Raw genomic sequence first — 23424 nt, forward strand, 5'->3', positions numbered from 1 at the left:
GAAGGAAATCCTGATGGCGCGGCCACCCAGCCGACGCCCCGGCATCAACCGGAAGGCGCAATATAGCCTCTTTGCAAGCTATGTAGTGGCGGTTGCCGGAGCGGTAGCCGGCTTACTGCTGGTCGTGGTCGCGGTCTTCGACCCGACCGGCTTTTCTGGCCTGCGGACCGTCACGGCCGAACTGATGCGTCCTGTGTCCACAGGGCTGAAGAATATGGTGAGCGGCGTCAACTCGATCGACGAAGTCCTGGCCTCCTATTGGCACGCGGGGTCGCAGAATGTCGCGCTGCGCCGTCAGGTCGAGGCGGATCGCAATCGCATCATCGAAGCGAAGGCGGTCAGGCAGGAAAATGCGCGCCTGAAAAAGCTGTTGAAACTGGTCGACGAAGATCAAAGCGACCTGTTGACCGCACGGCTCATCAGTTCCTCCCCCAGCAGCACGCGGCGTTTCGCACGACTCAATGCGGGACATTGGCAAGGTGTCCGCCCCGGAATGCCGGTCCGCGCCACCGAAGGGCTGATCGGCCGCGTGCACAGCACGACGCCCAACACCGCCGAAGTCTTGTTGCTGACCGATACCGGCAATATCGTTCCGGTTCGCCGCGCCAATGACAGTGTGCCGGCCATTTCTACCGGTGCGGGCGATGGCTCGCTCGAAATTCGCGCCCTTTCGGCAGGACGCAACCCGTTCAAGCCCGGCGATCTGCTGGTGACGTCGGGTATCGGCGGCATTTACCAGCCCAATATTCCGGTGGCCGTGGTGGTCCGCGTCGAGGGGGAGATCGCCTGGGGCTTTCCGCTGGCTAACCCATCGCGCGTAGACGCGGTGGTGGTCGAGCGCGCTTTCGAGCAGGTGGTGACACGCGGCGATCCGGGCGTGGCCGCGCAACAGGAGACCGCGCCCGCCAGCAACGCGAGCGTGCCGTGATCGACCCGCATCTGCTGCATGTGCCGCGCCTCGGCCGATATCCGGGCCAGTTTCGCCTGATCGGCACGCCGGTCATCACGGTGATGCTGGGTTCCCTTGCCAGCGCCATACTACCCCTGATTGCCCAGTCGCCGGTCATGCCGCTCTTCGGCCTGCTGCTGCTGCTGTCCTGGCGGTTGCTGCGGCCGGAACTGTGGCGCGCCTGGATCGCCCTGCCGCTCGGCCTGTTCGACGATCTGGTGAGCGGACAGCCCATCGGGTCCGCCATGTTCCTGTGGACCGTCGCGCTGATCGGAATAGACGCCATCGACCATCGCATGGTGTGGCGCAGCTATAAGCAGGACTGGCTAATCGCTTCTGTCGCCATTATCTTCTGTATATCCGGAGGTGTGTTCTTCGCGCGGATCACGGGCGGAGGCGAAATAAGATTGCTGTTGGTCGCGCCGCAAATGGTCTGGTCGGTCCTGCTCTTTCCCTTCATGATCCGGCAATGCGCCCGGATCGATCGCTGGCGCGTAATGGCATGAAGCTCCTAAAATCCAAGCGCAAGATCGTTACCGAAGCCACTCAATCCTTTACCTTTTCTCGTCGCGCGATGGTCGTGGGAGGGTTGCAGGGTGCCGTTGGCGCGCTGCTGGTCGGCCGCATGGCCTGGATCAGCGTGGCGGAAAATGAGAAGTACAGCCTTCTTTCGGAAAGCAACCGCGTCAACCTGACGCTCATCCCCCCGCGGCGCGGCTGGATACTCGACCGGCACGGCAAGCCGCTGGCCAATAACCGCACCGATTTCCGCGTCGACCTTATCCCGCAGAGGGTGGTCGACGGCGAAGCCACGATCCGGCATCTCGCCCAGTTGCTGAGCCTGGAACCGGACGATGTGGACCGCATCCGCGAGGAACTGGACAAATCGGCGGGATTCCGCCCCGTCCAGATTGCCGACAAGCTGACCTATGACCAATTTGCCGCCATCAGCGTCCGTCTGCCCGACCTCCCCGGCGTGGCGCCCAGTCAGGGCTTTTCGCGCTATTATCCGGCTGGCGCCACGGTAGGACATCTGCTCGGCTATGTCGGCGCGGCCACGGCGGAGGATTATAAGGCGCGCAAAGATCCGCTGCTGATTACGCCGGGCTTCAAGGTCGGCAAGGACGGGCTTGAGAAGGCGTTCGACCGGCACCTGACCGGAAAACCCGGCGCCAAGCGGGTGGAAGTGACGGCGCGCGGCAAGATCGTTCGTGAACTCACCACGCGGCCCGATACGCCCGGCAAGTCCATCCAACTGACGATCGACGCCGGGCTGCAGGAATTTGCGGGGCGGCGCCTTGCGACGCAGAGCGGTTCGGTGGTCGTCATCGATTGCACCAATGGCGACGTGCTCGCCATGGCCTCCATGCCCAGTTTCGATCCCAACAGCTTTTCCGACGGCATCAGCCATATGGAATGGGACATGCTGTCGAAGGACGATCATGTCCCCTTGCGCAACAAGACCCTGCAGGGCCTCTATCCGCCCGGATCGACGGTCAAGCCGATGGTGGCGCTGGCCCTGCTGGAGGCCGGTGTCGGGCCGCAGGAGACGATCAGTTGCGGCGGCGCGATCCGCGTCGGCAATACGCTGTTCCATTGCCACAAGCGCCGCGGCCATGGTCCACTCAACATGCGCGGCGCGATCGCGCAGAGCTGCGACATCTATTTCTACCAGATGGCGCAGCGCATCGGGATGGACCGGATCGCACAGATGGCGCGACGCGCCGGCATGGGCCAGCGTTTCGATCTGCCCTTCCCCAGCCAGAGCTTTGGGACGGTCCCCGACCCGGCCTGGAAAGAACGCAAATATAACAAGCCCTGGCAGGTGTACGACACGGTGAACGCGACCATCGGTCAGGGCTATATGCTCATCAACCCGCTGCAGATGGCGGTGATGGCGGCGCGCCTGGCGACCGGCAGGCAACTGATGCCGAACTTCGTGCTAGGCGCTCAGCGCCCTGCGCCCGCGCCCGTGGGGGCCACCGAGGAGCATCTGGCCATCATTCGCGACGCGATGAGCGCCGTGGTCAATGGCGGCGGCACGGGTGGTGCGGCGCGGATGAACATTCCCGGCGTGCTGATCGCGGGCAAGACCGGCACCGCGCAGGTGCGGCGCATCACCATGGCCGAGCGCGCCGGTGGCGTGCGCGGCAACAGCTCGCTCGCCTTCAAGCTGCGCGACCATGCCCTGTTTCAGGGTTTTGCCCCATTCGACAATCCGCGCTACGCCGTCGCCTGCATCATAGAGCATGGCGGGCACATGATCCGGAACGAAGACGCGCCGATGATCGCCAGCGACACCATGTCCTATCTGTTCGATCCCGACAAGGCGATGGAGAAGCTGGTCACGCTGGAAAAGGGTTGGGGCGGTACGCCCGCCGAGCGACAAGCGCGGCAGATGGCGGCCTTCCGCCTCACCAAGGCGATCGAGAAGGGACAGGCACCTCCCCCCGTCGCAGACACTGCCACCAACGCGGCCTCCAACACGACAGCGCCAGCCGCTTCTCCCGCCGCAGCGCCAGACGACGCCGACGACATCCCGCCGCCGCCAGGCAGCGACGCCACGGACGCGCCATGAGCCTCATTCCCCAACCCCTGACCCAATTCCCCTGGCGCGTGCTGCTATTGCTGCTGGCCATCGCCACCTTCGGGACGCTGGTGCTCTATAGCGCTGCGGGCGGCAGCATCTTTCCCTGGGCCGTCAACCAGGGTGTCCGCTTCTGCATCTTTTCCGTCATGGCGCTGGTACTTAGCCGTGTGCCGGTGGAATTGTTCGCCCGCTTCGCTTTCCCCGCCTACGGCGCGATACTGCTCGCGCTCGTGCTGGTGGAACTGATCGGCGGCGTGGCCGGCGGCAGCCAGCGCTGGATCAATCTGGGCTTCATGCAGTTGCAACCGTCCGAGTTCATGAAGCCCATCATCGTCCTGGCCGTCGCCCGCTTCTACGCCATGCTGCCGGTGGGCGAAATCCGCCGCTGGAACGCGATATGGCCGGCGCTCGTCCTCATCGGCTTCCCCTGGGCGCTGGTCCTCATCCAACCGGACCTGGGGACCGCCACTATGATCCTGGCCGGCGGCATCACCGTGATGTTCCTGGCCGGCCTGCCACTGCGGCTGTTCGTTGGTTCCGGCCTGGCCCTGGCCGCCGTCGTCCCCATCGCCTTCAGCTTCCTCCATGATTACCAGAAGAACCGCGTCCTCATCTTCATGGACCCGGAAAGCGATCCGCTGGGCGCGGGCTATCATATCAGCCAGTCCAAGATCGCGATCGGTTCGGGCGGCATGTGGGGCAAGGGTTTCCTGCAAGGCACACAGAGCCATCTCGACTATCTGCCCGAAGGCCACACCGATTTTGTCTTCGCAACCATGGCGGAGGAATGGGGGCTGCTGGGCGGCGTGCTGCTGATCGGCGGGTTCATGCTGCTGTTCCGTTGGGGTATTCGCGTTTCGATGCGCACGCAGGACAAGTTCGCACGGCTGGTCGCTGCGGGCCTGACCACCACCATATTCTTTTATGTCGCGATCAACCTGATGATGGTGATGGGCCTGGCGCCGGTGGTGGGCATTCCCCTGCCCTTCATGTCCTACGGCGGATCGTCGATGCTGACGGTCATGCTGTGCGTGGGGATCATCATGGCGATCGACCGATCGACCAGACGTCGCGCAAACCCGGGGAACTGGGCCTGAGCCGCTATCGTTTGAAAAATTTCCATCATAAACGATTTACTATTTGCAGAATCGCAAGCGACTGCTAACAGCCCGCCCACGCCGGAGCGATACCCGCAGGGGTTCAGCCAACGCCAGCGTGGACGCATAGCTCAGTTGGTAGAGCAGCTGACTCTTAATCAGCGGGTCCTTGGTTCGAGCCCAAGTGCGTCCACCATTTTTTCCAACAAAATCAAGTGAATATGTGGAACGCAAATCGCTCTGAAAACTGCTTACGGTTTTCCCATAAGCAAATCGTAAGCAGCGGCCGGGGAGCGTAAGCGCCCATCATAGCAGCGCCCCACACCGGCTAGGTGTGGGGCCTGATAGCGTTAGGCACCCCCCGACCGCAGCCCTCCCGTCCGTCCGGGAAACTGCGCCTTGCTGTTCTGTCGCCACCAAAACTCCACCTTCACCGGGACGCTCCATTTCTTGGCAAGCCGGTCGACTTCCTTCCATGCGTCCGCAGCAGATTGCCCCTGCAAAGAGATTCCGAGCTTGTGGTGATAGCGGAACCCTTCGCCAGTGTGGCTTCCTACCTTCGCGGGGATATGCAGTTCGCGAACAAGCTGCTCGCCCTCAACTCCCGCTGCTTTCAGGTGCGAGATCATCGCAATCAGTATGGACGACCACCGAGGGCTTTGGATCGCTTTGCTGTTGATTTCCACTGAGAAGTGACCCGGGTTTTCCATCGAGAAGTGACCCGTCTGCGGATTATGTTTCGGGTGTCATGGGCGGGTCAACCCGTGGTTTTCTCCTTTCGGTTCTGATCTGCTTGGCAGAGCTGTTTTTGAAGCGGAAGCTATCGTTGCCGGTCTCCAGGATGTGGCAATGATGGGTAAGCCGATCGAGAAGCGCCGTGGTCATTTTGGCGTCGCCGAACACGGTGGCCCATTCGCTGAAGCTGAGGTTTGTGGTGATGATGACGCTGGTGCGCTCGTAGAGTTTGCTCAGCAGATGGAAGAGCAGCGCGCCCCCTGAAGCACTGAACGGCAGATATCCAAGCTCATCCAGGATAACGAGATCAGAGTGCAGGAGGCGATTGGCGATCTGACCGGCCTTGCCCTGTGCTTTTTCCTGCTCGAGCGCATTGACCAGTTCGACCGTCGAGAAGAAGCGGACGCGCTTTCGATGATGTTCGATGGCCTGGATGCCCAGCGCCGTTGCCACATGGCTCTTGCCGGTGCCAGGACCGCCGACCAGCACGATATTGTCGGCGATGTCGATGAAGTCGCAGCGATGCAACTGACGCACCAGAGCTTCATTGACCTCGCTACTGGTAAAGTCGAAGCCGGCCAGATCGCGATAGACAGGGAAGCGCGCGATCTTAAGCTGATAGGCCACAGATCGAACCTCCCGTTCTGCTGTCTCGGCTTTGAGCAACTGGGAGAGGATCGGAATGGCGGCTTCGAAGGCTGGAGATCCCTGTTCCATGAGATCGGTGACGGCCTGCGCCATGCCATGCATCTTGAGGCTGCGGAGCATGACGACGATGGCGCCGCTGGCAGGGTCATGACGCATGACGCTTCTCCTTGCGCAGATCATCATAGCGTTCGACATTGGCCATCGGCTCGCTGACCAGCTTGAGCGCCTGGGGCGCCGTCACCGGCGGCGTGGAGATCGGTTTTCCGTCGACCAGCCTGTAGAGCAGATTGAGGATATGGGTCTTGGTCGGAACGCCAGCCTCCAGCGCCATGGTGACCGCCGTCAACACCAGTTGCTCATTATGATGAAGAACCAGCGCCAGTATTTCGACCATTTCCCTGTCGCCGCCAGGATTGCGCAACAGATGTCGCTGCAGACGCTGGAACGCATCGGGTAGCTCAAGGAAGGGCGCACCGTTGCGCAGGGCGCCGGGCTTGCGCTGCACGACCGCCAGATAATGGCGCCAGTCATAAACCGTATGACCTGGACCGTCGTGAGAGCGGTTGATGATGCGCTGATGCGTGCAGATTGGCTGTCCCTCGGCGACGACCTGGAAGCGATCAGGATAGACGCGCAGGCTGACAGTGCGATTGGCGAAAGAGGCCGGTACGCTGTAGCGATTGCGCTCAAAGTGGATGAGGCAGGTCGGCGATACCCGTTTGCGATATTCCACAAAACCATCGAAGGGCCTGCCCGCAACCATCAGACACTCAGATTCATCGGCCCAGGCATTGGCAACCGATCCGGGTTCGATCCCGTGAGGGATGTCCTCCCATAACGCCTTGCAGCGCTCCTCCAGCCACAGGTTCAGCGCATCAAGGCTCTCGGCCTGCGGCGTTGGTTGCCACAGACGGGGGACTGTCAGGAATTCCGTGTGTGGGCGGGCATAATGGGTAAGAAGGAGACCCTGTATGCCTCGACGCAAGGAGCCGGCGATCCCGGCTGATTTACTCGATCAACTCTTGGCCGGCAGCGATGCCGCCAGTGCGCTCCAGCAGGGCGGCCTGCTGGATTCATTGAAGAAGGCGCTGGCCGAACGGGCGCTCAACGCCGAGATGGATTACCACCTTGGCGATGCCCCGCAGGTCGGGAACAGCCGCAATGGCTATGGCCGCAAGACGGTGGTGACGGACACCGGCAAGATCGAGATCGAGGTGCCGCGCGATCGTCATGCCAGCTTTGATCCGCAACTGATCGCCAAGTACCAGCGCCGGTTTCCGGGCTTCGACGACAAGATCGTCTCGATGTATGCGCGCGGCATGAGCACACGGGAGATCGTCGGGCACTTGCGCGATCTGTACGGTATCGACGTCTCGCCGGACCTGATCTCGACGGTGACCGACGCCGTGCTCGAAGAGGTCGCCGCCTGGCAGGCCCGACCGCTCGATCCGGCCTATCCGCTGGTTTTCTTCGACGCGATCCGGGTCAAGATCCGTGACGAAGGTCTGGTCCGCAACAAGGCTATCCACATCGCGCTGGGCGTGCGTGCCGATGGCGGCAAGGTCGTCCTGGGCCTGTGGATCGAGCAGAACGAGGGCGCCAAATTCTGGCTGCGGGTGATGAACGAGCTGAGGAACCGCGGTGTTGAGGACATCATGCTGGCCGTCGTAGACGGCCTGAAGGGCTTTCCAGAGGCCATCACCGCCGTGTTCCCCGAGGCGATCGTCCAAACCTGCATCGTCCACCTGCTGCGCAACTCGATGGACTTCGTGTCGTGGAAGGATCGCAAGGCGCTCGCTGGTGCACTGAAGACCGTCTACCGCGCCACCGATGCCATCGCTGCCGAGGAGGCCCTGACAGCCTTCGAGGCCGGCGAATGGGGTCGGCGCTATCCTGCGATCGGCCAGAGCTGGCGCCGTGCATGGGCCGAGGTTATCCCGTTCTTTGCCTTCCCCGACGAGGTCCGCCGCATCGTTTATACGACAAACGCCATCGAGGCGTTGAATGCCCAGCTTCGACGGGCGGTCAGGGCCAGGGGGCACTTTCCCAGCGACGATTCAGCGACCAAGCTGCTCTATCTGATCTTGAACCGATCCGAGAAAGAGTGGAAAATGCCGCCACGTGAGTGGTCCATGGCCAAGGCCCAGTTCGCCGTGCTGTTCGGAGAACGCTTCATCAAGGCCATGGCAGCGTAATGTTCAACCGCCCGCCCACACACGGAATTCCTGACAGTCCCACAGACGGTGCCGCGCATCCTGGACATTCTTCTCGACCTGCCCCTTTTCCCATCCCGCAGCCGGGTTACAGAACTCAGCTTCGAACAGATAGTGGCTGACCATCGTCAGGAAGCGTGCGTTGACGGTGCGTTTCTTGCCACGCCCGACCTTGTCGACGGCAGTGCGCATATTGTCATAGATACCCCGGCGCGGCACGCCGCCCAGCACGCGGAAGGCGTGATTATGGGCGTCGAACAGCATCTCATGGGTTTGCAGAAGGTAGGCACGCACGATGAATGCCCGGCTGTAACTGAGCTTGAAATGCGCGACCTGCAGCTTGGTCCGAACCCCGGCGATGATTGCCCAGTCCTCGCTCCAATCAAACTGAAAAGCTTCCCCCGGCGCGAACGATAGGGGCACGAATGTCCCACGCCCGCCAATCTGTTGCTGGCGCCGATAATCTTCGCGCCAGTCCCGAGCAAAAGCGGCAACCCGGTTGTAGGATCCTTCATAGCCCAGGCTCACCAGATCGGCGTGAAACTGCTTGATCGTGCGCTTCTGCTTGCGCGATCGGCCCATCTCGCGCCGCAGCCAGGCCGCCAGATGCTCAGCAAATGGGTCCAGTTTGCTTGGTCGATCGGGCACCTTGAACCGCGGATCGATCGTCTCGGACCGCAAATATTTGCGGATCGTGTTGCGTGATAGTCCGGTGCGCCGCGCTATCTCCCGGATCGGTAGATGATCGCGAAAATGCCAGCGCCGGATAACGCTTAATAACGCCATGTCCAACACTCCATATACCCTCGCTTGTCAAAGCCAGGGACGAGTTCAACATGGGTCAATTCTCAGTGGAAATTTACGCCCTACCCGGGTCACTTCTCAGTGGAAATCAACAATGATTGCCTACATAAGCCAGGCTAATAAATTCAGGGGAGGTCTCTCCCGGCTTGTAATGTGAGGCACCCTAAAATTGCGCGTTGATGCCAAGCCGGATGGTTCGCGGTCGAAGTGGCGTCATCTGATCGCGCCGCGCCAGGCTGAAGGGATTCCCGAATGCGAAGCTGTTGGCGCGAATATCGCTTATATTGGTGACGTCCAACGAAAGGCCAAATCTGCCAAAGTCGATCCGCGCACCGACATCTCCGACCGTATAATCTCCCTGCGGAATATCGAGCAACGGCCCTACGCCGAGCCGGGATTTTCCAATGTACCGCACCGATGCTTCGCTGCTCAGGGTGACGCCAGGTGCAATATTCCTGCGCCAGCCTGCGACAAGGCGGATCCCATCGCGTGCAATGTTCGGCAAGGTTTGCTCGCCGGGCGTCGCAAATTCCGCTTCCGGCGCATAAAGGTCGCTATCGTTGAGGAAGGCCGCTGCGGTAAGTGTGAGCGCCGATGACAAGCGCCATATAATCTCTCCGTCTAGCCCGTAAATCCTGCCGCTGCCGATATTGGCGGTATAGGGCAGGCCGGAATTGTCGATCAGATCGGCCTGAATATGATTCCAGTCGGCGAAGAAGAAAGCCGCCCGAACCGATAACCGGTCCTTCTCCCTGTTACCCAATCGAAGGCCGATTTCACTCATGGACAAGTCGTCAGCCGCGAATTTCCTGCTTTCCAGGGCCGATCCTGATGGAGCTACCGCCAACCCACCGGCCCGATATCCCTGCTGATAATGAACGAAGGCCGAAAAGGAACCGGGCGGATGCCAGTCCAGACCGAGCGTGCCGGAGAAGCGCAATTCATTGCTGAACGGCTCGTTGGATTTGTCCATGGGGTTATCGAGCAGGTTTCCGACGCTGCGCGCATAGGTCAATCGTCCGCCGACCGTGCCCGTCAATGTCGATAGGATAGGCCTGGAGAACTGCCCGAACAGAGCCGCCTCTGCCTGATAGTTGACGACGCCTGTTATCTGCACCGGGGCATCAGGTTTTCCGAGGGTGCGGGACAGTGCGCTGGCATTATAGATTAGGGAAGCGCCCGCCACCCATGGCGTCTTTTTCCCGCCGCCCGAAACCCTCGTTTCGTGGCTGAAAAGCGTGATGTTATTATTTTCCTCAAATTGTGCGGGCGACGTCGATCCGTCATGCCCGGATGCGTCGAACACTGACCTGAGATCATGGCGGACGACCGAAGTCGTCGAAACCAGTTCGGCCTTTCCCAGCATCCGTCGTGCAGTGAGGTAGCCCAGATAATAAGTATTTTTGAAGGGTTGAGAGATGCTGTTGCTGCGGGTCAGCGGTTCATCGCCGCGCAGCGTATATTGCCCGTCGCCGGTGGCGGTATTATGTGTAGCGATGCCCAGATCAACAGTCAGACCTAAAATGTCCTCAAAGCGCCAGGTCATCCGCTGACCATAGCTGGTGGTGCTGTTGATGTTCCGCAGCCCACGCGAAGGATCGTCGATATACCCTGCCTCATGCGTGACAAAAGTGACGAAGCGGACGGCGATCCGACCGTCGATCACCGGCAGGTTGATCATGGCTGCGCCATCGCCGCCCACTCCCCCGAAACGGGTGGAACTGATGCCCGCCGACGCAGTCGCGGACGCATTGTCGATATCTGGCGCATTGGGCACAAGCCGAATGACGCCGCCAAGCGAGCTTGCACCATATAGCGTGCCCTGTGGGCCGACCAGCACCTCGATATGCTTCATGTCATAGAGATTAAGATTGGGGTCGGGCGCATTATAGTTGAGCCGGACATCGCCCAGATATTGCCCCACCGTGGCCTGGGTCGGACCATTGAAGCTGCTGTCGGCGATACCACGAATGAACAGCTTGTTCCGCGCGGGGCCAAGATTGGTCGCTCCAAGCGTTGGCAACAGCTTGGTGATGGCGGCGGTGCCACCTGCCGCATTGCTGGCGATCCAGCCGGAATTAAACTCGACGAACTTCACCGATCCGGGATAGGTATCGAGCGGAATATTCTGCTTGCTGGCGGTGACGAGAATATCTGGAAGCGGTTGGATATCAGGGATTTTTGCGGGCGCAGGCCTTGTGCTTCTGGGTGGTGGTGGTGGCGTCGCCCTTTGCCGGACAATGCGAACGGTAGCGCCGTCATAGAAGACAGCTTCCGTACCCGTTCCGCGCAAGGCGCGGGTCAAGGCCGTGCGGACGGAAATATTGCCCCTGGCACCCGGAGAGCGGCGGCTTGCAAGATCCGGGTCCGCAACGGCAACCGTGATGCCCCCCTGCGCACCCAGCGCCGCCGCGACTTCACCCAGGCGACCGGGTGGAATGTTGAAATGCCGCGCATAGGCAACATCGGCCATGCCAAACCCGAACATAGCATTGACGGCGACAGCCGCCCAACTAGCGGCCCGCACCGGCAGGCTTCATCGTCCAGCCGTCGGGTCCGGCTTCAAAGGTGACATTGAGGGCCGGCATCAGGCGCCTGAGCTGATCCGGATCATTCCCATCGATGGCGATGGCGCCGGAAAAGGGGCGACCCGCAATAGCGGGCGATACAGCGACGCGGACACCTATCGCACGACCAAGATCGGCCGCTACCTGCGACAATGGCTCGCCCGTATAGACGAGATGTCCCTTCTGCCAGGCCCCGACAGAAGCGACCGGAGCAGGGATTATGCGGATCGATCCGCGAGCGGATGAATCGACCAGAGCCTGACCCGCCTGGAGCGGGATCGCCTCCCTTTCGGGATTATAGAGAATCTTGCCCTCGGCCACCGCAACCCGCACCTCCCCTGCGTCGCGCACGACGTTGAAGATCGTTCCAAGATCTTCGATCTGATTATCGCCGACCTTCAGTCTGAACGGCCTGGCGCTGTCATGCTGAACATGGAACAGAGCCTCCCCGGCCGCGAGAGACGCAAAGCGAGTATCCTTACGGTCGAAGGTCATGCGCGTCGAACCATTGAGCATTACCTGCGTTCCGGCGTCGAGGCTGACGATCTCCCTCTGTCCTGGACCGGTAGCAACCTCATACCGGCTGGTGGTGAGCTGTGGAACGAAAATGATGGCCGCAGCAACCGATACCGCCAACAGACTGCCGACCAGTCCCCAGCGGCCCCATCGGGAAGCTGGTGGATCGAGCGGAATATCGTCATCATTGACGGCCTCCGGGAAAGTCACATCGGGCAGCAGCGCTTCGATCGTGAGATCGGTTTCTTCTATTTCGTCATAGGCATCCGCATGGCGCGGATCCTCCGCAAGCCATTGGGCAAACGCATCCCAGGTGGCATCGTCGCCCTGGCGTAGACGGATGTGCCATTCGATGGCCTGCGCGCGCGCGCTGTCCTGTGCCTCAGATCCCATGACGCCCTCTTTCCCCCCTGAGATGCCGCGGATCGCCGCGATCCCCATCAAGGCGCAGCTTCGCGGCTGCAATTGCCTCATAGGCGCGGGTCAGATGCTTCTCGACCGCGCTGACGCTGATGCCGATATCGGCCGCGATCTGACGTTGCGGTTCGTTCTCGATCCGAAAGCGGCGGAAGATCGTGCGGGTTCGCTCAGGAAGGCCGTCGAGCACGCGTTGCAAGATGGCAAGCTGCTCACGTGCGATAAGTTGCGCTTCGGCCGACGGCCGCTCGTCGACCTCCCGCTCCTCCCCGCTATGGACATCCACCCAATCTTCCTCACGGCGGATGCGTCGGCCCGCTGCGCGACGATGTCCCAGAAAATGATTATTGGTCATCCGGTACAGATAGGCGCGCGGCTCGGCGACCGGCCCGATCCTGTCGACCGACAATTTGAGATAGATTTCCTGAAGGATATCCTCCGCTTCCTCCGCTACCGCGCCGCGCAGCATGAGGTAGCGTAACAGAGCGGGACGGGACGCTATAAAGACGCCCAGCAAGCCGCCAGTTGCCATATCCTGCTGATCGACCCGTTCCGAACACATGGCGCGGTCCTAACCCCGGCACCGACATCTAACAATCGACTTGTTTGATGTCCTACATGGAAGGGACCGGCAGGCCGTGGACCAGGCGGTGACGCGGGCAGCGCAGCACCATGCCCCTACGCCATTATCACCGAACGATTTTTTTGATGGGGGTCCACACAGGCATCGGCATCTCAGGAGGAAAGGAGAATGCCCCGGTGCCCGATGCCATGATGTCATCCATCGAATTGACGGTGATCGCCCTGTCGCGTCACGATCCTTTGTCCAGCCTGAAGCCACCGGGGAGCCGCTCATTCAGCCTGTTCGGGTCGCAAGCGCATCTGCCACTCGCCAACCCCCGGCTCGAAGCGCTCCGGCGTTATGCGGTGCTGCTTCGGCTTCGGGGGCATGGATTGGCGCAGACTGAACATGAACGTATCCGCAACGCCGGTTACGATCCGTGTCAGATCGATGCGATAGCCCGGCTCGTTGCACCGACCTGTCCGCCACCATCCATTGCCCGCTCCCGGCGCCAGCGCGAAGCAACCATGGCAGATCGGCTGAACGGCTATGATCTCGAACAAGAAAATCGCCTATCCCAACCCATGTCCACAGTCTCCTGTAGACCGAAACTTGCGAGAATATTCATGCTCTATCTGGTCAAATCCTGTCCCCGCCTCCTTGCAGTCGTTCCCGTCCTTTCGCTCATTTGCTGGGGGGCGTCCGCACAGGCACAGGACAAGGATCATATCATCATTGGTCTCGGCGCGGCCTATACGCCGGCCTATCAGGGTGCCGATGACTATCGGCTGATGCCGCTCCCCGCGATCGATATAGCCTGGGGACCAGTCTTCGCTAATCTCCGCAACGGCATCGGCATCAACGCAATCGACAACGACGTCATCACGGCCGGCGCCAGCGTGACGTTCATGCAGGGCTATCGCCGCAGGGACGCACCCGAGGGGATCGGCCGACTCTCGGTGGGAGCGGGCGGACGGCTCTTCGTCAATCTGAAGGCGGGAGGTTTCATCGCTACCTTGGGAGCGACAAAGGGCTTCGCTGGCGGCACCAAGGGCGTCATCGCCGATGCCAGCCTGTCCTATCCGATCATGCTATCTTCCCGCCTCGTCCTTGTTCCAACGATCGGAACGACATGGGCGGACAAGAAGCATAATGACCGCTATTTCGGCGTAGATGCGGAACAATCCCTGGCGTCCGGACTGCCGCAGTTTCGGGCCGGGAGCGGTTTCAAGGATGCATCCGCGATGGTTAGCGCGCAATATCGTCTGACGGATCGTATCAGCCTAGGTGCATCGGCCGGTGTCACCACCCTGCTCGGCAAGGTGCAGGACAGCCCAATCGTCTTTCACAAGACGCAGCCTCTTGGCTTCCTCTCCCTCTCATACCGCTTTGGATCGTAAAATTGCCCCGCTGTCGGTCTTTGGCTGACGGCGGGGTGGCCCGCCTATAGGGAAGCGCAACCAGATCGGCTATTCAGCCCGCATATTCATTTTGCGGAGCCAAAGTTGAACGTCCCCTCCCCTCCATCACCCAAGACCGGCAAAGGCACAGACCGACGCTTCGGAACGGAAAAACCTGCCACGCGGGCAAAATTGCTGGATGCAACCTTGGCCCTCCTTGTTGAGGAAGGCTATGCAGCGGTGAGCGGCCGCAAGGTGGCAAGCCGGGCTGGCCTCAATCCCTCCCTGGTGCATTATTATTTCCCCACGACAGATGATCTGTTGGTCACCGCCTATCAGCGGGGCGCGGAACAAAGCCTGGAGCGACATAAGGAAGCGGCGCTCGCGGATGATCCATGGGCCGCGTTATGGGCGCTGAGCATCGATCCCAGCCGCACGGCCCTGGCCATGGAGTTCATGGCGCTCGCCAATCATCGAAAGGCGATCCGCGGGGAGATTGCCCGCTATGCCGATGAGATCCGCGCCGTGCAATCTGTGGCGCTGAAGCGGGCGATGGAAAAAGCGGGCATAGATCTGGGACCATGCACCCCCGCGACCGCTTCGGTCCTACTGGCGGGCATAGCGCGCGTGCTGGTGATGGAGGAAGGCGTCGGCATCGTGGCCGGACATGATGAAACATACCAGTTCATGGAGTGGCTTTTCGCACGCCTGAAAGACCGCCCTGGCGATGGAATGGGCGGTGGGACGCCATAAGCGGATTTCCTTTTGCCAGCCGCGCCGTCCGGACGCTAAGCAAATGCTTAGCATGATGGGAATGCGATCACCCGCCCCATGGATCGCGACATTGCGCCCAGCTTTATGGCGCAGGCTGGAAGGGAAGGCATATGGATCAGGCAGGTTTCGAGGTCAGGGACCTGGCGCCAAGGATCGGCAGTGAAATCACGGCCGATGTAGACATGCTGATGAGCGGCGCCTGTTCTGCCCGTATCCGGTCGATGCTGGAGGAGCGCGGCGTGATCGCGATCCGCGGCATCCATCTCACCGACGAACAACAAATCGACTTTACCAAGACCCTTGGCTCGATCGCTGAGGAAAAGACCTTCAAGATCACGATGGACCCCAGGGAAAATCCGGTCGCCGAATATATCAAGGGCGCCTTTTACTGGCACATTGACGGCACCATGGGCGACGTTCCGATCTTCGCATCGCTGATGAGCAGCAGGCGCTTGTCCGATACCGGCGGGCAGACCGAATTTTCCAACACCTATGCCGCCTATGACGATCTGCCGGAATCCGAAAAGAAAGCCCTGGAAAAGCTGAAGATCGTCCACATGTTCGAAGTCGCCCAGCGCTATGTCCAGCCCGAACCAAGCCATGCCTTGCTGCAATCCTGGCAGCAGTTCCAGCCCAGCAGGCTGCCGCTGGTCTGGACGCACCGGTCAGGCCGCAAATCGCTGGTGCTGGGGTCGACCGCTTCGCATGTCGAAGGCATGGATCTGCGTGAAGGCTGGGCCTTGCTCACCCGTCTGCGCGATTATGCGACCCAGCCTCAGTTCGTCTATCGCCACGAATGGACGCTGGGCGACCTGGTGATCTGGGACAATACGGGAACCATGCATCGGGCACTTCCCTATGCGATGGATAGCGGGCGGCTGATGCATCGTACCACGCTAGCCGGCGAAGAACCCTTCGCTTGAGCGCAAGTCGCTTTCCATTCATTCATTGAGGAAGCCGATGATGAAAGAACCGCCGCCCGTTGCGGTCGTGACCGGCGCCAGCCGAGGTGCAGGACGAGGTATAGCCATCGCGCTGGGTCGCCATGGCTGCACCGTCTATGTCACGGGCCGTTCGGAAAAGACCGGCGATCACGCCCTTCCCGGCACGATAGGAGAAACGGCCCAGGCTGTCACTGATGCGGGCGGGCATGGTATTGCCGTACGCATCGATCATGCCGACGACGCACAGGTCCGGGCACTGTTCATGCAGGTGGAACAGGAGCGGGGTCGGCTGGACATCCTCGTCAACAATGCCTGCGCCCTGCATGACGATCTGACGGCGCCCGGCGATTTCTGGGAAAAACCGATCGGGATCGTCGACATGCTCGATGTTGGTCTGCGCAGTTCCTATGTCGCAAGCTATTATGCAGCGTCGCCCATGGTCGCGCGGCGCCACGGGCTAATTATCTTCACCTCAGCCTCCGGCGCGGCGCATTATTCTTTCGGCCCCGCTTATGGCGCGCACAAGGCGGGGGTGGACAAATTTGCTGCCGACATGGCGGTCGACCTCCGCCCTCATGGCGTCGCGGCCCTTTCGATCTGGATGGGCGCGCTGCTGACCGACCGGCTGCGCATGGTGATTGCCTCCGATCCCGTGAAATATAAGGACTTGGAAGCCACGACCGAGACGCCGGAATTTACCGGGGAAGCCATCTGGGCGCTATATACTGATCCCGCGCTGATGGACCTTAGCGGCCAGACCGTGATCGGCGCGGAAATCGGCCTGCGCTATGGATTTGCCGACAGCAATGGACGCCAGCCACGCTCCTGCCGTGACACGCATCAGGTAGCGCCGCGGCCTCAACATCCCCTGATATTGCGATGAATGCAGGACGAAGGAGGCACGGGATGAATGATGCGGATCTGGAAAATCTCCGCCAGGATGTGGCTTATCTGAAGGATCGATTGGCCATTCAAGATCTGATCGCACGCCATGCGCGGGGCCATGACCGGCACGATGTCGACCTGCTGACCGCCGCCTATCATCCGGACGGGATCGACGAACATGGCCATGCCATCAATGCCGGGCCAAACTATGCGCGCTGGTCCAATGCGGTCCATGCAGCCGGATCGGAGTCTCACCTGCACAATATCACGACGCATTTGTGCGAAATCGATGGGGATGTCGCGCACTGCGAAAGCTATGTGATGGTATCGCTGCTCGATTGCGGCGGGAAGACGGCGCGGATCATCAACGGTCGCTATATCGATCGCGTCGAACGGCGCGACGGCGAATGGCGGATCTCCCTTCGGCGCTCGACGGTCGACACATTGATCGCGGGTGACGCATCCATCCTGCAACATCCCCGGTTCATCGAACAGGGCTACACCAGGGGGCAACGCGACAGACGCGATGTCTCCTATCAATATCCTCTCTCGCTGGACCAAGCCGTCGACCGATGGTGAACAAGATCGGGCGACAGCGCCCTTTACTTCCGGCTTCGCTTGGTAAAACGCGCGAATGCCGCATCGGAAAGGCGCACTTCGACCCGTGTCTCTTCATCCTCGACGGCGGTGGAGAGCATTTCGCCATGTTCGTGCAGCCAGGCGATCGCCGCGCCATCCGAAATCGGAATGCGCAGGCCATAGATTTTCGCGCCGCGTGTCATGCGGTCGCTGATCGTGCGCTGGAGCATCTCGACCCCCTCGCCCGTGAGCGCCGAAAGGATTACCACATCGTCGCGCCGGACAGCCTGTTCGCGGACAAGCACCTCTTCCTCGCCGCTCAACAGGTCAAGCTTGTTCCATGCCTCGATGATTGGTGGCGGTTCGGGATCGCCTTCGCTCCGATCCAGCGCGGATTCGCCGCTGACCCCTAATTCACCCAGGACGTCGAGCACATCATCCCGTTGCGCTTCGCTATCGGGATGGGCGATATCGCGAACATGGACGATGAGGTCGGCCGACAGCACCTCCTCCAGCGTCGCGCGGAAAGCTGCGATGAGCTGCGTCGGCAGGTCGGAAACGAAGCCCACCGTGTCGGACAGGATCGCCTTGTCGAGGCCAGGCAGAGCAATCTGGCGCATGGTGGGATCAAGCGTGGCGAAGAGCAGGTCTTCCGCCATGACATCCGCCCCGGTCAGGCGATTGAACAGCGTCGATTTCCCGGCGTTGGTATAGCCGACCAGCGCGATCACCGGCCAGGGCGCGCGCTGACGCCGGGCGCGATGCAGACCGCGGGTGCGCGTTACCTGATCCAGTTCACGGCGTATCTTGGCCATGCGGTCGCGGATCATGCGGCGATCCGCCTCGATCTGCGTTTCGCCGGGGCCGCCGAGAAAGCCGAAACCGCCCCTTTGCCGCTCAAGGTGAGTCCAGCTTCGCACAAGGCGGCCGGCCTGGTAATCGAGGTGGGCGAGTTCCACCTGAAGGCGGCCCTCGTTGGTGGCCGCACGTTCGCCGAAGATTTCGAGGATCAGACCGGTGCGATCGATCACCTTGGCTTCGCACGCCTTTTCAAGGTTGCTCTGCTGGACCGGCGACAGGCTGTTGTCGACGATGACCAGTTCGGCCTCTTCCTGTTTGACGAGGGTTGCGATCTGGTCGACCTGACCGCTGCCAAAGAGCGTGGCTGGTTTCCGGTCGCGCACGCGAAAAGCCTGGGCCGCGCGCACATCGATACCGATGGCTAGGGCAAGGCCGCGCGCTTCCTCCAGCCGCGCATCACTGTCGCGGCGGTCGGCGCCATGGGTTTCGGCATGAACGACGACGGCGCGCGCGCCGCGCGCCACTTCATCATCGGAGTCGCGGTTGAATATGGCCATGGCGGCTTAAAGCATCTCCCCGCGTACCGGTCCACTGGATCAACGGCGGACCGGCCGGGCGGACGATCAATCGTCCTGTTCGTTCTCGCCGGTCAGGTCGAGCGCATGAAGCGGCTGGACCGTCGAAATAGCGTGTTTGTAGACGAGCTGTACCATGCCATCCCGCTCCAGCAACATGCAAAACAGGTCGAAGGCGGCGATTTCGCCCTGCAGCATGACGCCGTTGACCAGGAACATCGTCACCGGGCTGCCCGACTTGCGGACAGCAGTCAGGAAGATTTCCTGCAGCAGCTTCGACTTGCCGTTGCCGTCGCTCGACTTGCGTAATTCGGTCAGGTCCATCGACTGGGCCGGCATCACGGTCGAAATCGCATGTTTGTAGACAAGCTGCGACTGGCCGTCACGGCGCAGCAGCACGGAGAAATTATCGAACCAGGTGATGATGCCCTGCAACTTCACGCCCTTGACCAGGAACATGGTCACAGGGGTCTTGCTCTTGCGCAGGCTGTTCAGGAAAATGTCCTGAAGATTGTTCACTTTATCGGCCATGGTCGTCGCCGGTCCTATATTCTTGGCGGGACGTTGCCCGCTCTCGCACCCTTAAGCAGAGTGTCTTGCTCGCCCCCGCGCACCGGGAGCGCGCTCGTTCTACCGCAATGGCGAAGAGGCGTCCATGGTCGAGATGCGCTTTGGCCAAATTCCGTAACGCATTGGCCAAAAACGGGCTATTCCTTGCCTTCGGTGATGCCGAGCAGCTTGAGCTTGCGATGCAGCGCCGATCGCTCCATGCCGATAAAGGTCGCGGTGCGTGAGATATTGCCCGAAAAGCGCCGGATCTGGATCCGCAGATATTCGCGCTCGAAACTTTCCCGTGCCTCACGCAGGGGCGCGCCCATGATCGCGGACTGGCCGATCCCCTCCCCACCACCACCGCTCGTCAGTTCGGCCGGCAGCATGTCGAGTTCGATCCGGCCGATCCGGTCGCCCGGCGCCAGGATCATCGTGCGTTCGATCACATTGCGCAGTTGGCGGACATTGCCCGGCCATTCATTGGCCTGGAGCGCGGCTAGAGCGTCGCTGGCGATCTCCGGCGACGGCACGCGACGATCCGCTGCGAAACGGGCAAGATAATGATCGACCAGCGGGGGAATATCATCGCGTCGTTCGGACAGCGGCGGAATGGCGAGTGGCACTACATTGAGGCGGTAGAACAGATCCTCGCGAAAGCGGCGTTCCTCAATCTCGCTCGCCAAGTCGCGCGCGGTCGAGGAAATGACGCGCACATCGACCTTCACCTGCCGCTGGCCGCCGACGCGGGTAAAGCTCTGGTCGGTAAGGACGCGCAATATCTTGCCCTGCGTCGTCAGCGGCATGTCGGCGATCTCGTCCAGATAGAGCGTGCCGCCATGTGACTGCTCCAGGAAACCCGGTCGGGCAAGCCCGCTGGAATCTTCCAGACCGAACAGTTCCTCCTCGACGCGATCAGGGTCCATGCGCGCAGCGGCGACGATGATGAAGGGCGCATCGGCGCGGCCGCTCCAGCTATGAAGCATCCGCGCGGCGACTTCCTTGCCGACACCGGCCGGACCGGAAATGAGAACACGGCTACCGGTGCCCGCGACCTTCTTGATCGTGGCGCGGACGCTGTTGATGACCGCCGACGTGCCGGTCAACTCATCATCCTGGCCAAAGCGGGCGCGCAGCACCTGGTTTTCCCGCCGCAGCCGCTCGGTTTCCGTCGCGCGGGCAACGAGATGGAGCAGACGGTCGGCCTCAAACGGCTTTTCGATAAAATCGGCCGCCCCCTTCCGAATGGCGGCGACGGCGGTGTCGATATTGCCATGACCGGAAATCATCAGCACCGGGATGCTCGGATCGCGGCGCTTGATCTCGTCCAGCAATTCCAACCCATCCAGACGCGACCCCTGCAACCAGACATCGAGGAGCACGAGCGAAGGACGGCGCGAATCCAGCGCATCGATCGCGCTGTCGCTGTTGGCGGCGGTGCGGGTGGCGAAGCCTTCATCTTCCAGAACACCCGCGACCAGATCGCGAATATCCTCTTCATCGTCCACAATCAGAATATCAAGCGCCATTGGCCGTCACTTTTCCTTTAGGCAGGGCTATCACCTGACCCTCTTCCAGTTTTTCCAGCGCACCCGCGGCGAACCGCAAGGTCACAGATGCGCCGCCACCATCGGCATCGTCAAAGCGAATCTCCCCCAGATGCTCCTCGACAATCTTCTTGACGATGGCGAGGCCCAGACCCGTCCCCTTGGATCGCGTCGTCATATAGGGTTCCAATATCCGCTCACGCTCCGGCGGCAGACCGATGCCATCGTCGCGCACGCCGATCAGCAGATCGTCCCCTTCGCGCGTCAGCCACATGCGGACATGGCCTCGCGGCGTCCCATCGTTCGAAACTGGCTTTGGTTCAATGGCTTCGACGGCATTTTTCACGATGTTCGTCAATGCCTGCCCAAGCTGACGCCGGTCGCAGACCAGTTCCATACCCTCCGAAGCCGCTTCATATTCGAAGCGGATGTCAGGATGCGCCACCTCGTGCAGGAACAGGGCGTGGCGCGCAATGTCGCCAATCGCCTCACGCCGGAAAACGGGCTTTGGCATCCGCGCGAAGGAAGAAAACTCATCCACGATCCGACGCAAATCGCCCACCTGGCGGACGATCGTGCCGGTCAGGCGCGTGAAAGTCGCCTTGTCGCTCGTTATTTCCTCGGCATAGCGGCGTTGCAGCCGTTCGGCGGCAAGCTGAATCGGCGTCAGCGGGTTCTTGATCTCATGCGCGATGCGCCGCGCTACGTCGGACCAGGCGGCGCGGCGCTGGTCGGACAGTTGCTGGGTGATATCGTCGAAGGTCAGGATATGGCGTGACGCATCCTGCGACAGCTTGACCGCGAGCGTCCGCAAATCACCATGCGCACGCACCTGGACGATGCCGGCACCTTCTTCCGACGCAACGAACTCGGCCAGTTCCGGCGACACGTCGGCAAGCGGGCGACCAACCGGATCATCCCCCTCCTCTACCAGGATCGCAGCAGCCGAACTGTTGAGCAGCAGGATCACGCCCTGTAGATCGACCGACAGCACACCCGCGCTGACGCCGGACAGGATCGCCTCGATAAAGGCGCGGCGTTCATCCAACTGGCTATTGGCGGCTACAAGCGCGCCGGTTTGCGCTTCCAGCCGCTGGGTCATGCGGTTGAAGGCGGCAGCCAGCGTGCCGATCTCGTCCCTTGCCTGTGGGCTGGTGACGCGCGCCGACAGATCACCCGCCGTAATCCGTCGCGCCGCCGTCACCAGTTCATTGACGGGCCGGACCATCCAGTCGGCGACGGCCAGCGCGATATAGACGGCAATGCCGACCAGCAGCAGCGACCCCACGAACAACGCGATGTTGAACCGCAATTGGAGCGCACGGGACTGAGCCGAGAAAATATCATAGTCGGCCAGCACCTTTTGCGCCTGCGTCACATTGCTGAAAGAGGACGTACCGGCGTTTCGGGTAGCATAGAGGTAGATTTTCGAATTGGGGTAGAGCAGGGTCACTGCTTCGACCTGATTGGGCCGGGCGCGGACCACGATATCCTCGCCGGCCGCCAGCCGCTTCACCACTTCAGGCGCGAGCATTTCCGAAGCCGGCCGGTTTTCGGGATCGACGGTTGCCGCGGTGCGGGCAATGCCGTCCTTGCCGACTTCGATGATGGCCGATCGGTTCAGCTTCCGGGTAACGACCTGATAGATATAGCCCTCTGCAAAGCGAGGGCTGGAAACCTCCGACTGGTTCAGATAATCGCGCAGATCGCCCGCCATGGTGAGCGTTTCGTCGCGCACCTCGCGCTGATTCTGCTCATAATAGCCGCGCGCCAGTTCGCTCGCATTTTGCAGCATCCCCCGCGCGCTGTCCGAAAACCAGAATTGCACGCCATATTGGAACAGCAGGGACGCGAAGATCACGACCAGCAACATCGGCACGCTGGCGACGATAGAGAACATCGCAACCAGCCGAACGTGCAACTGCCCGTCGCTACCGATCGCCGATTGAGCCGCGCGCCGCTTCGCCACCCGCCGACCGAGCAGCATTAGGAGGGCGATGGCCGGCACCAGATTCGCCACCAGCAGCAGCGCGACGATTGGCGGCGTCAGCAGCGTGTAGGATTCGCCGCTGCGTGCCAGCAGATGATAGGTCAGGCCCGCCATGCCCACCAACAGGGCTAATGTGAAAGCCTCCACCAGCACGGCCAGGCGCCCACGGCGCAGGAAAGGCGGCAAATGCCTTCGCCATGCGGTGGCCCGCCTGCGTAGGGTGGTTGCGCCGTTCATAGTGGCTTTGTTACAACAAGCCCGTGCCCATTCAAACACAGTATT

General features: G+C 61.3%; 19 protein-coding genes, 1 tRNA gene and 2 pseudogenes. 11 read left to right on the forward strand and 11 right to left on the reverse strand.

The annotated features are described in order from the left end of the window. The first annotated feature begins 13 nt into the window (after window positions 1–13). The 5 genes from mreC to MOK15_RS05035 all read left to right on the forward strand — a co-directional run bounded on the left by mreC (window position 14) and on the right by MOK15_RS05035 (window position 4832). Window positions 14–928: a rod shape-determining protein MreC gene (mreC, locus tag MOK15_RS05015; protein ID WP_242930592.1), complete on the forward strand. Its 915-nt coding sequence runs from the start codon at window positions 14–16 to the stop codon at window positions 926–928. After that, the gene (mreD, locus tag MOK15_RS05020; RefSeq protein ID WP_242930593.1) at window positions 925–1455 is read left to right on the forward strand and encodes a rod shape-determining protein MreD; all 531 of its coding nucleotides are present in this window, start codon (window positions 925–927) and stop codon (window positions 1453–1455) included. The genes mreC and mreD overlap by 4 nt, the downstream gene beginning before the upstream one ends. Further along, on the forward strand, window positions 1452–3527 hold the full coding sequence (gene mrdA / locus MOK15_RS05025) for a penicillin-binding protein 2 (RefSeq protein ID WP_242930594.1): 2076 nt from the start codon (window positions 1452–1454) through the stop codon (window positions 3525–3527). Before mreD ends, mrdA begins: the two co-directional genes overlap by 4 nt. Continuing rightward, window positions 3524–4636, forward strand: coding sequence for a rod shape-determining protein RodA (rodA, locus tag MOK15_RS05030; RefSeq protein ID WP_242930595.1), 1113 nt, complete (start codon window positions 3524–3526; stop codon window positions 4634–4636). The genes mrdA and rodA overlap by 4 nt, the downstream gene beginning before the upstream one ends. 120 nt (window positions 4637–4756) lie before the next feature. Further along, a tRNA-Lys gene (locus MOK15_RS05035) sits at window positions 4757–4832 on the forward strand. Window positions 4833–4986: 154 nt separating this feature from the next. On the opposite strand, the gene MOK15_RS05040 is transcribed toward MOK15_RS05035, so the two are convergent. The 3 genes and pseudogenes from MOK15_RS05040 to MOK15_RS05050 form a co-directional block, all read right to left on the reverse strand. Further along, window positions 4987–5322, reverse strand: coding sequence for a hypothetical protein (locus MOK15_RS05040; protein WP_242930596.1), 336 nt, complete (start codon window positions 5320–5322; stop codon window positions 4987–4989). 46 nt (window positions 5323–5368) lie between these two features. Then, the gene (istB, locus tag MOK15_RS05045; protein ID WP_242930106.1) at window positions 5369–6175 is read right to left on the reverse strand and encodes an IS21-like element helper ATPase IstB; all 807 of its coding nucleotides are present in this window, start codon (window positions 6173–6175) and stop codon (window positions 5369–5371) included. Further along, window positions 6165–6932: pseudogene (locus tag MOK15_RS05050) on the reverse strand (IS21 family transposase); the annotation flags it as partial. The gene istB and the pseudogene MOK15_RS05050, both read right to left, overlap by 11 nt. Window positions 6933–6990: 58 nt before the next feature. Here MOK15_RS05050 and MOK15_RS05055 point away from each other — a divergent pair. Continuing rightward, window positions 6991–8214, forward strand: a complete 1224-nt coding sequence (locus tag MOK15_RS05055; protein WP_242929997.1) for an IS256 family transposase — start codon at window positions 6991–6993, stop codon at window positions 8212–8214. 39 nt (window positions 8215–8253) lie between these two features. Here the strand turns inward: MOK15_RS05055 and istA are convergent. From istA to MOK15_RS05075, 4 genes and pseudogenes are all read right to left on the reverse strand, one after another. Continuing rightward, window positions 8254–9018, reverse strand: a pseudogene (gene istA, locus MOK15_RS05060) (IS21 family transposase); the annotation flags it as partial. A 181-nt stretch (window positions 9019–9199) separates the two neighbouring features. Continuing rightward, window positions 9200–11509, reverse strand: coding sequence for a TonB-dependent receptor (locus MOK15_RS05065; protein ID WP_242930597.1), 2310 nt, complete (start codon window positions 11507–11509; stop codon window positions 9200–9202). 40 nt (window positions 11510–11549) lie between these two features. Continuing rightward, entirely contained in the window at window positions 11550–12512 is a 963-nt protein-coding gene (locus MOK15_RS05070) for a FecR domain-containing protein (RefSeq protein WP_242930598.1), read from the reverse strand. After that, the gene (locus tag MOK15_RS05075) at window positions 12502–13098 is read right to left on the reverse strand and encodes an RNA polymerase sigma factor (protein ID WP_242930599.1); all 597 of its coding nucleotides are present in this window, start codon (window positions 13096–13098) and stop codon (window positions 12502–12504) included. The genes MOK15_RS05070 and MOK15_RS05075 overlap by 11 nt, the downstream gene beginning before the upstream one ends. Window positions 13099–13307: 209 nt before the next feature. On the opposite strand from MOK15_RS05075, the gene MOK15_RS05080 reads away from it, so the two are divergent. From MOK15_RS05080 to MOK15_RS05100, 5 genes are all read left to right on the forward strand, one after another. Beyond that, on the forward strand, window positions 13308–14498 hold the full coding sequence (locus tag MOK15_RS05080; RefSeq protein ID WP_242930600.1) for a MipA/OmpV family protein: 1191 nt from the start codon (window positions 13308–13310) through the stop codon (window positions 14496–14498). 192 nt (window positions 14499–14690) lie between these two features. Further along, window positions 14691–15251: a TetR/AcrR family transcriptional regulator gene (locus tag MOK15_RS05085; protein WP_278254119.1), complete on the forward strand. Its 561-nt coding sequence runs from the start codon at window positions 14691–14693 to the stop codon at window positions 15249–15251. 131 nt (window positions 15252–15382) lie between these two features. Then, complete coding sequence (locus MOK15_RS05090) at window positions 15383–16195, forward strand: TauD/TfdA family dioxygenase (RefSeq protein WP_242930602.1); 813 nt, start codon at window positions 15383–15385, stop codon at window positions 16193–16195. Window positions 16196–16235: 40 nt separating this feature from the next. Continuing rightward, on the forward strand, window positions 16236–17099 hold the full coding sequence (locus MOK15_RS05095) for an SDR family NAD(P)-dependent oxidoreductase (protein ID WP_242932637.1): 864 nt from the start codon (window positions 16236–16238) through the stop codon (window positions 17097–17099). 23 nt (window positions 17100–17122) lie between these two features. Beyond that, window positions 17123–17680: a nuclear transport factor 2 family protein gene (locus MOK15_RS05100; RefSeq protein WP_242930603.1), complete on the forward strand. Its 558-nt coding sequence runs from the start codon at window positions 17123–17125 to the stop codon at window positions 17678–17680. Between the two features lie 23 nt (window positions 17681–17703). Here the strand turns inward: MOK15_RS05100 and hflX are convergent, their stop codons facing one another. The 4 genes from hflX to MOK15_RS05120 form a co-directional block, all read right to left on the reverse strand. Continuing rightward, window positions 17704–19038, reverse strand: coding sequence for a GTPase HflX (gene hflX / locus MOK15_RS05105; protein ID WP_242930604.1), 1335 nt, complete (start codon window positions 19036–19038; stop codon window positions 17704–17706). A gap of 66 nt (window positions 19039–19104) precedes the next feature. Beyond that, the gene (gene hfq, locus MOK15_RS05110; protein WP_242930605.1) at window positions 19105–19587 is read right to left on the reverse strand and encodes an RNA chaperone Hfq; all 483 of its coding nucleotides are present in this window, start codon (window positions 19585–19587) and stop codon (window positions 19105–19107) included. Between the two features lie 176 nt (window positions 19588–19763). After that, window positions 19764–21134: a sigma-54 dependent transcriptional regulator gene (locus tag MOK15_RS05115; RefSeq protein ID WP_242930606.1), complete on the reverse strand. Its 1371-nt coding sequence runs from the start codon at window positions 21132–21134 to the stop codon at window positions 19764–19766. Continuing rightward, a complete protein-coding gene (locus MOK15_RS05120; RefSeq protein WP_242930607.1) occupies window positions 21124–23379 on the reverse strand; it encodes an ATP-binding protein in 2256 nt (751 codons plus the stop codon). The genes MOK15_RS05115 and MOK15_RS05120 overlap by 11 nt, the downstream gene beginning before the upstream one ends. Between the last annotated feature and the right edge of the window lie 45 nt (window positions 23380–23424).

The sequence above is a fragment of the Sphingobium sp. BYY-5 genome (assembly GCF_022758885.1).
Classification (GTDB): domain Bacteria; phylum Pseudomonadota; class Alphaproteobacteria; order Sphingomonadales; family Sphingomonadaceae; genus Sphingobium.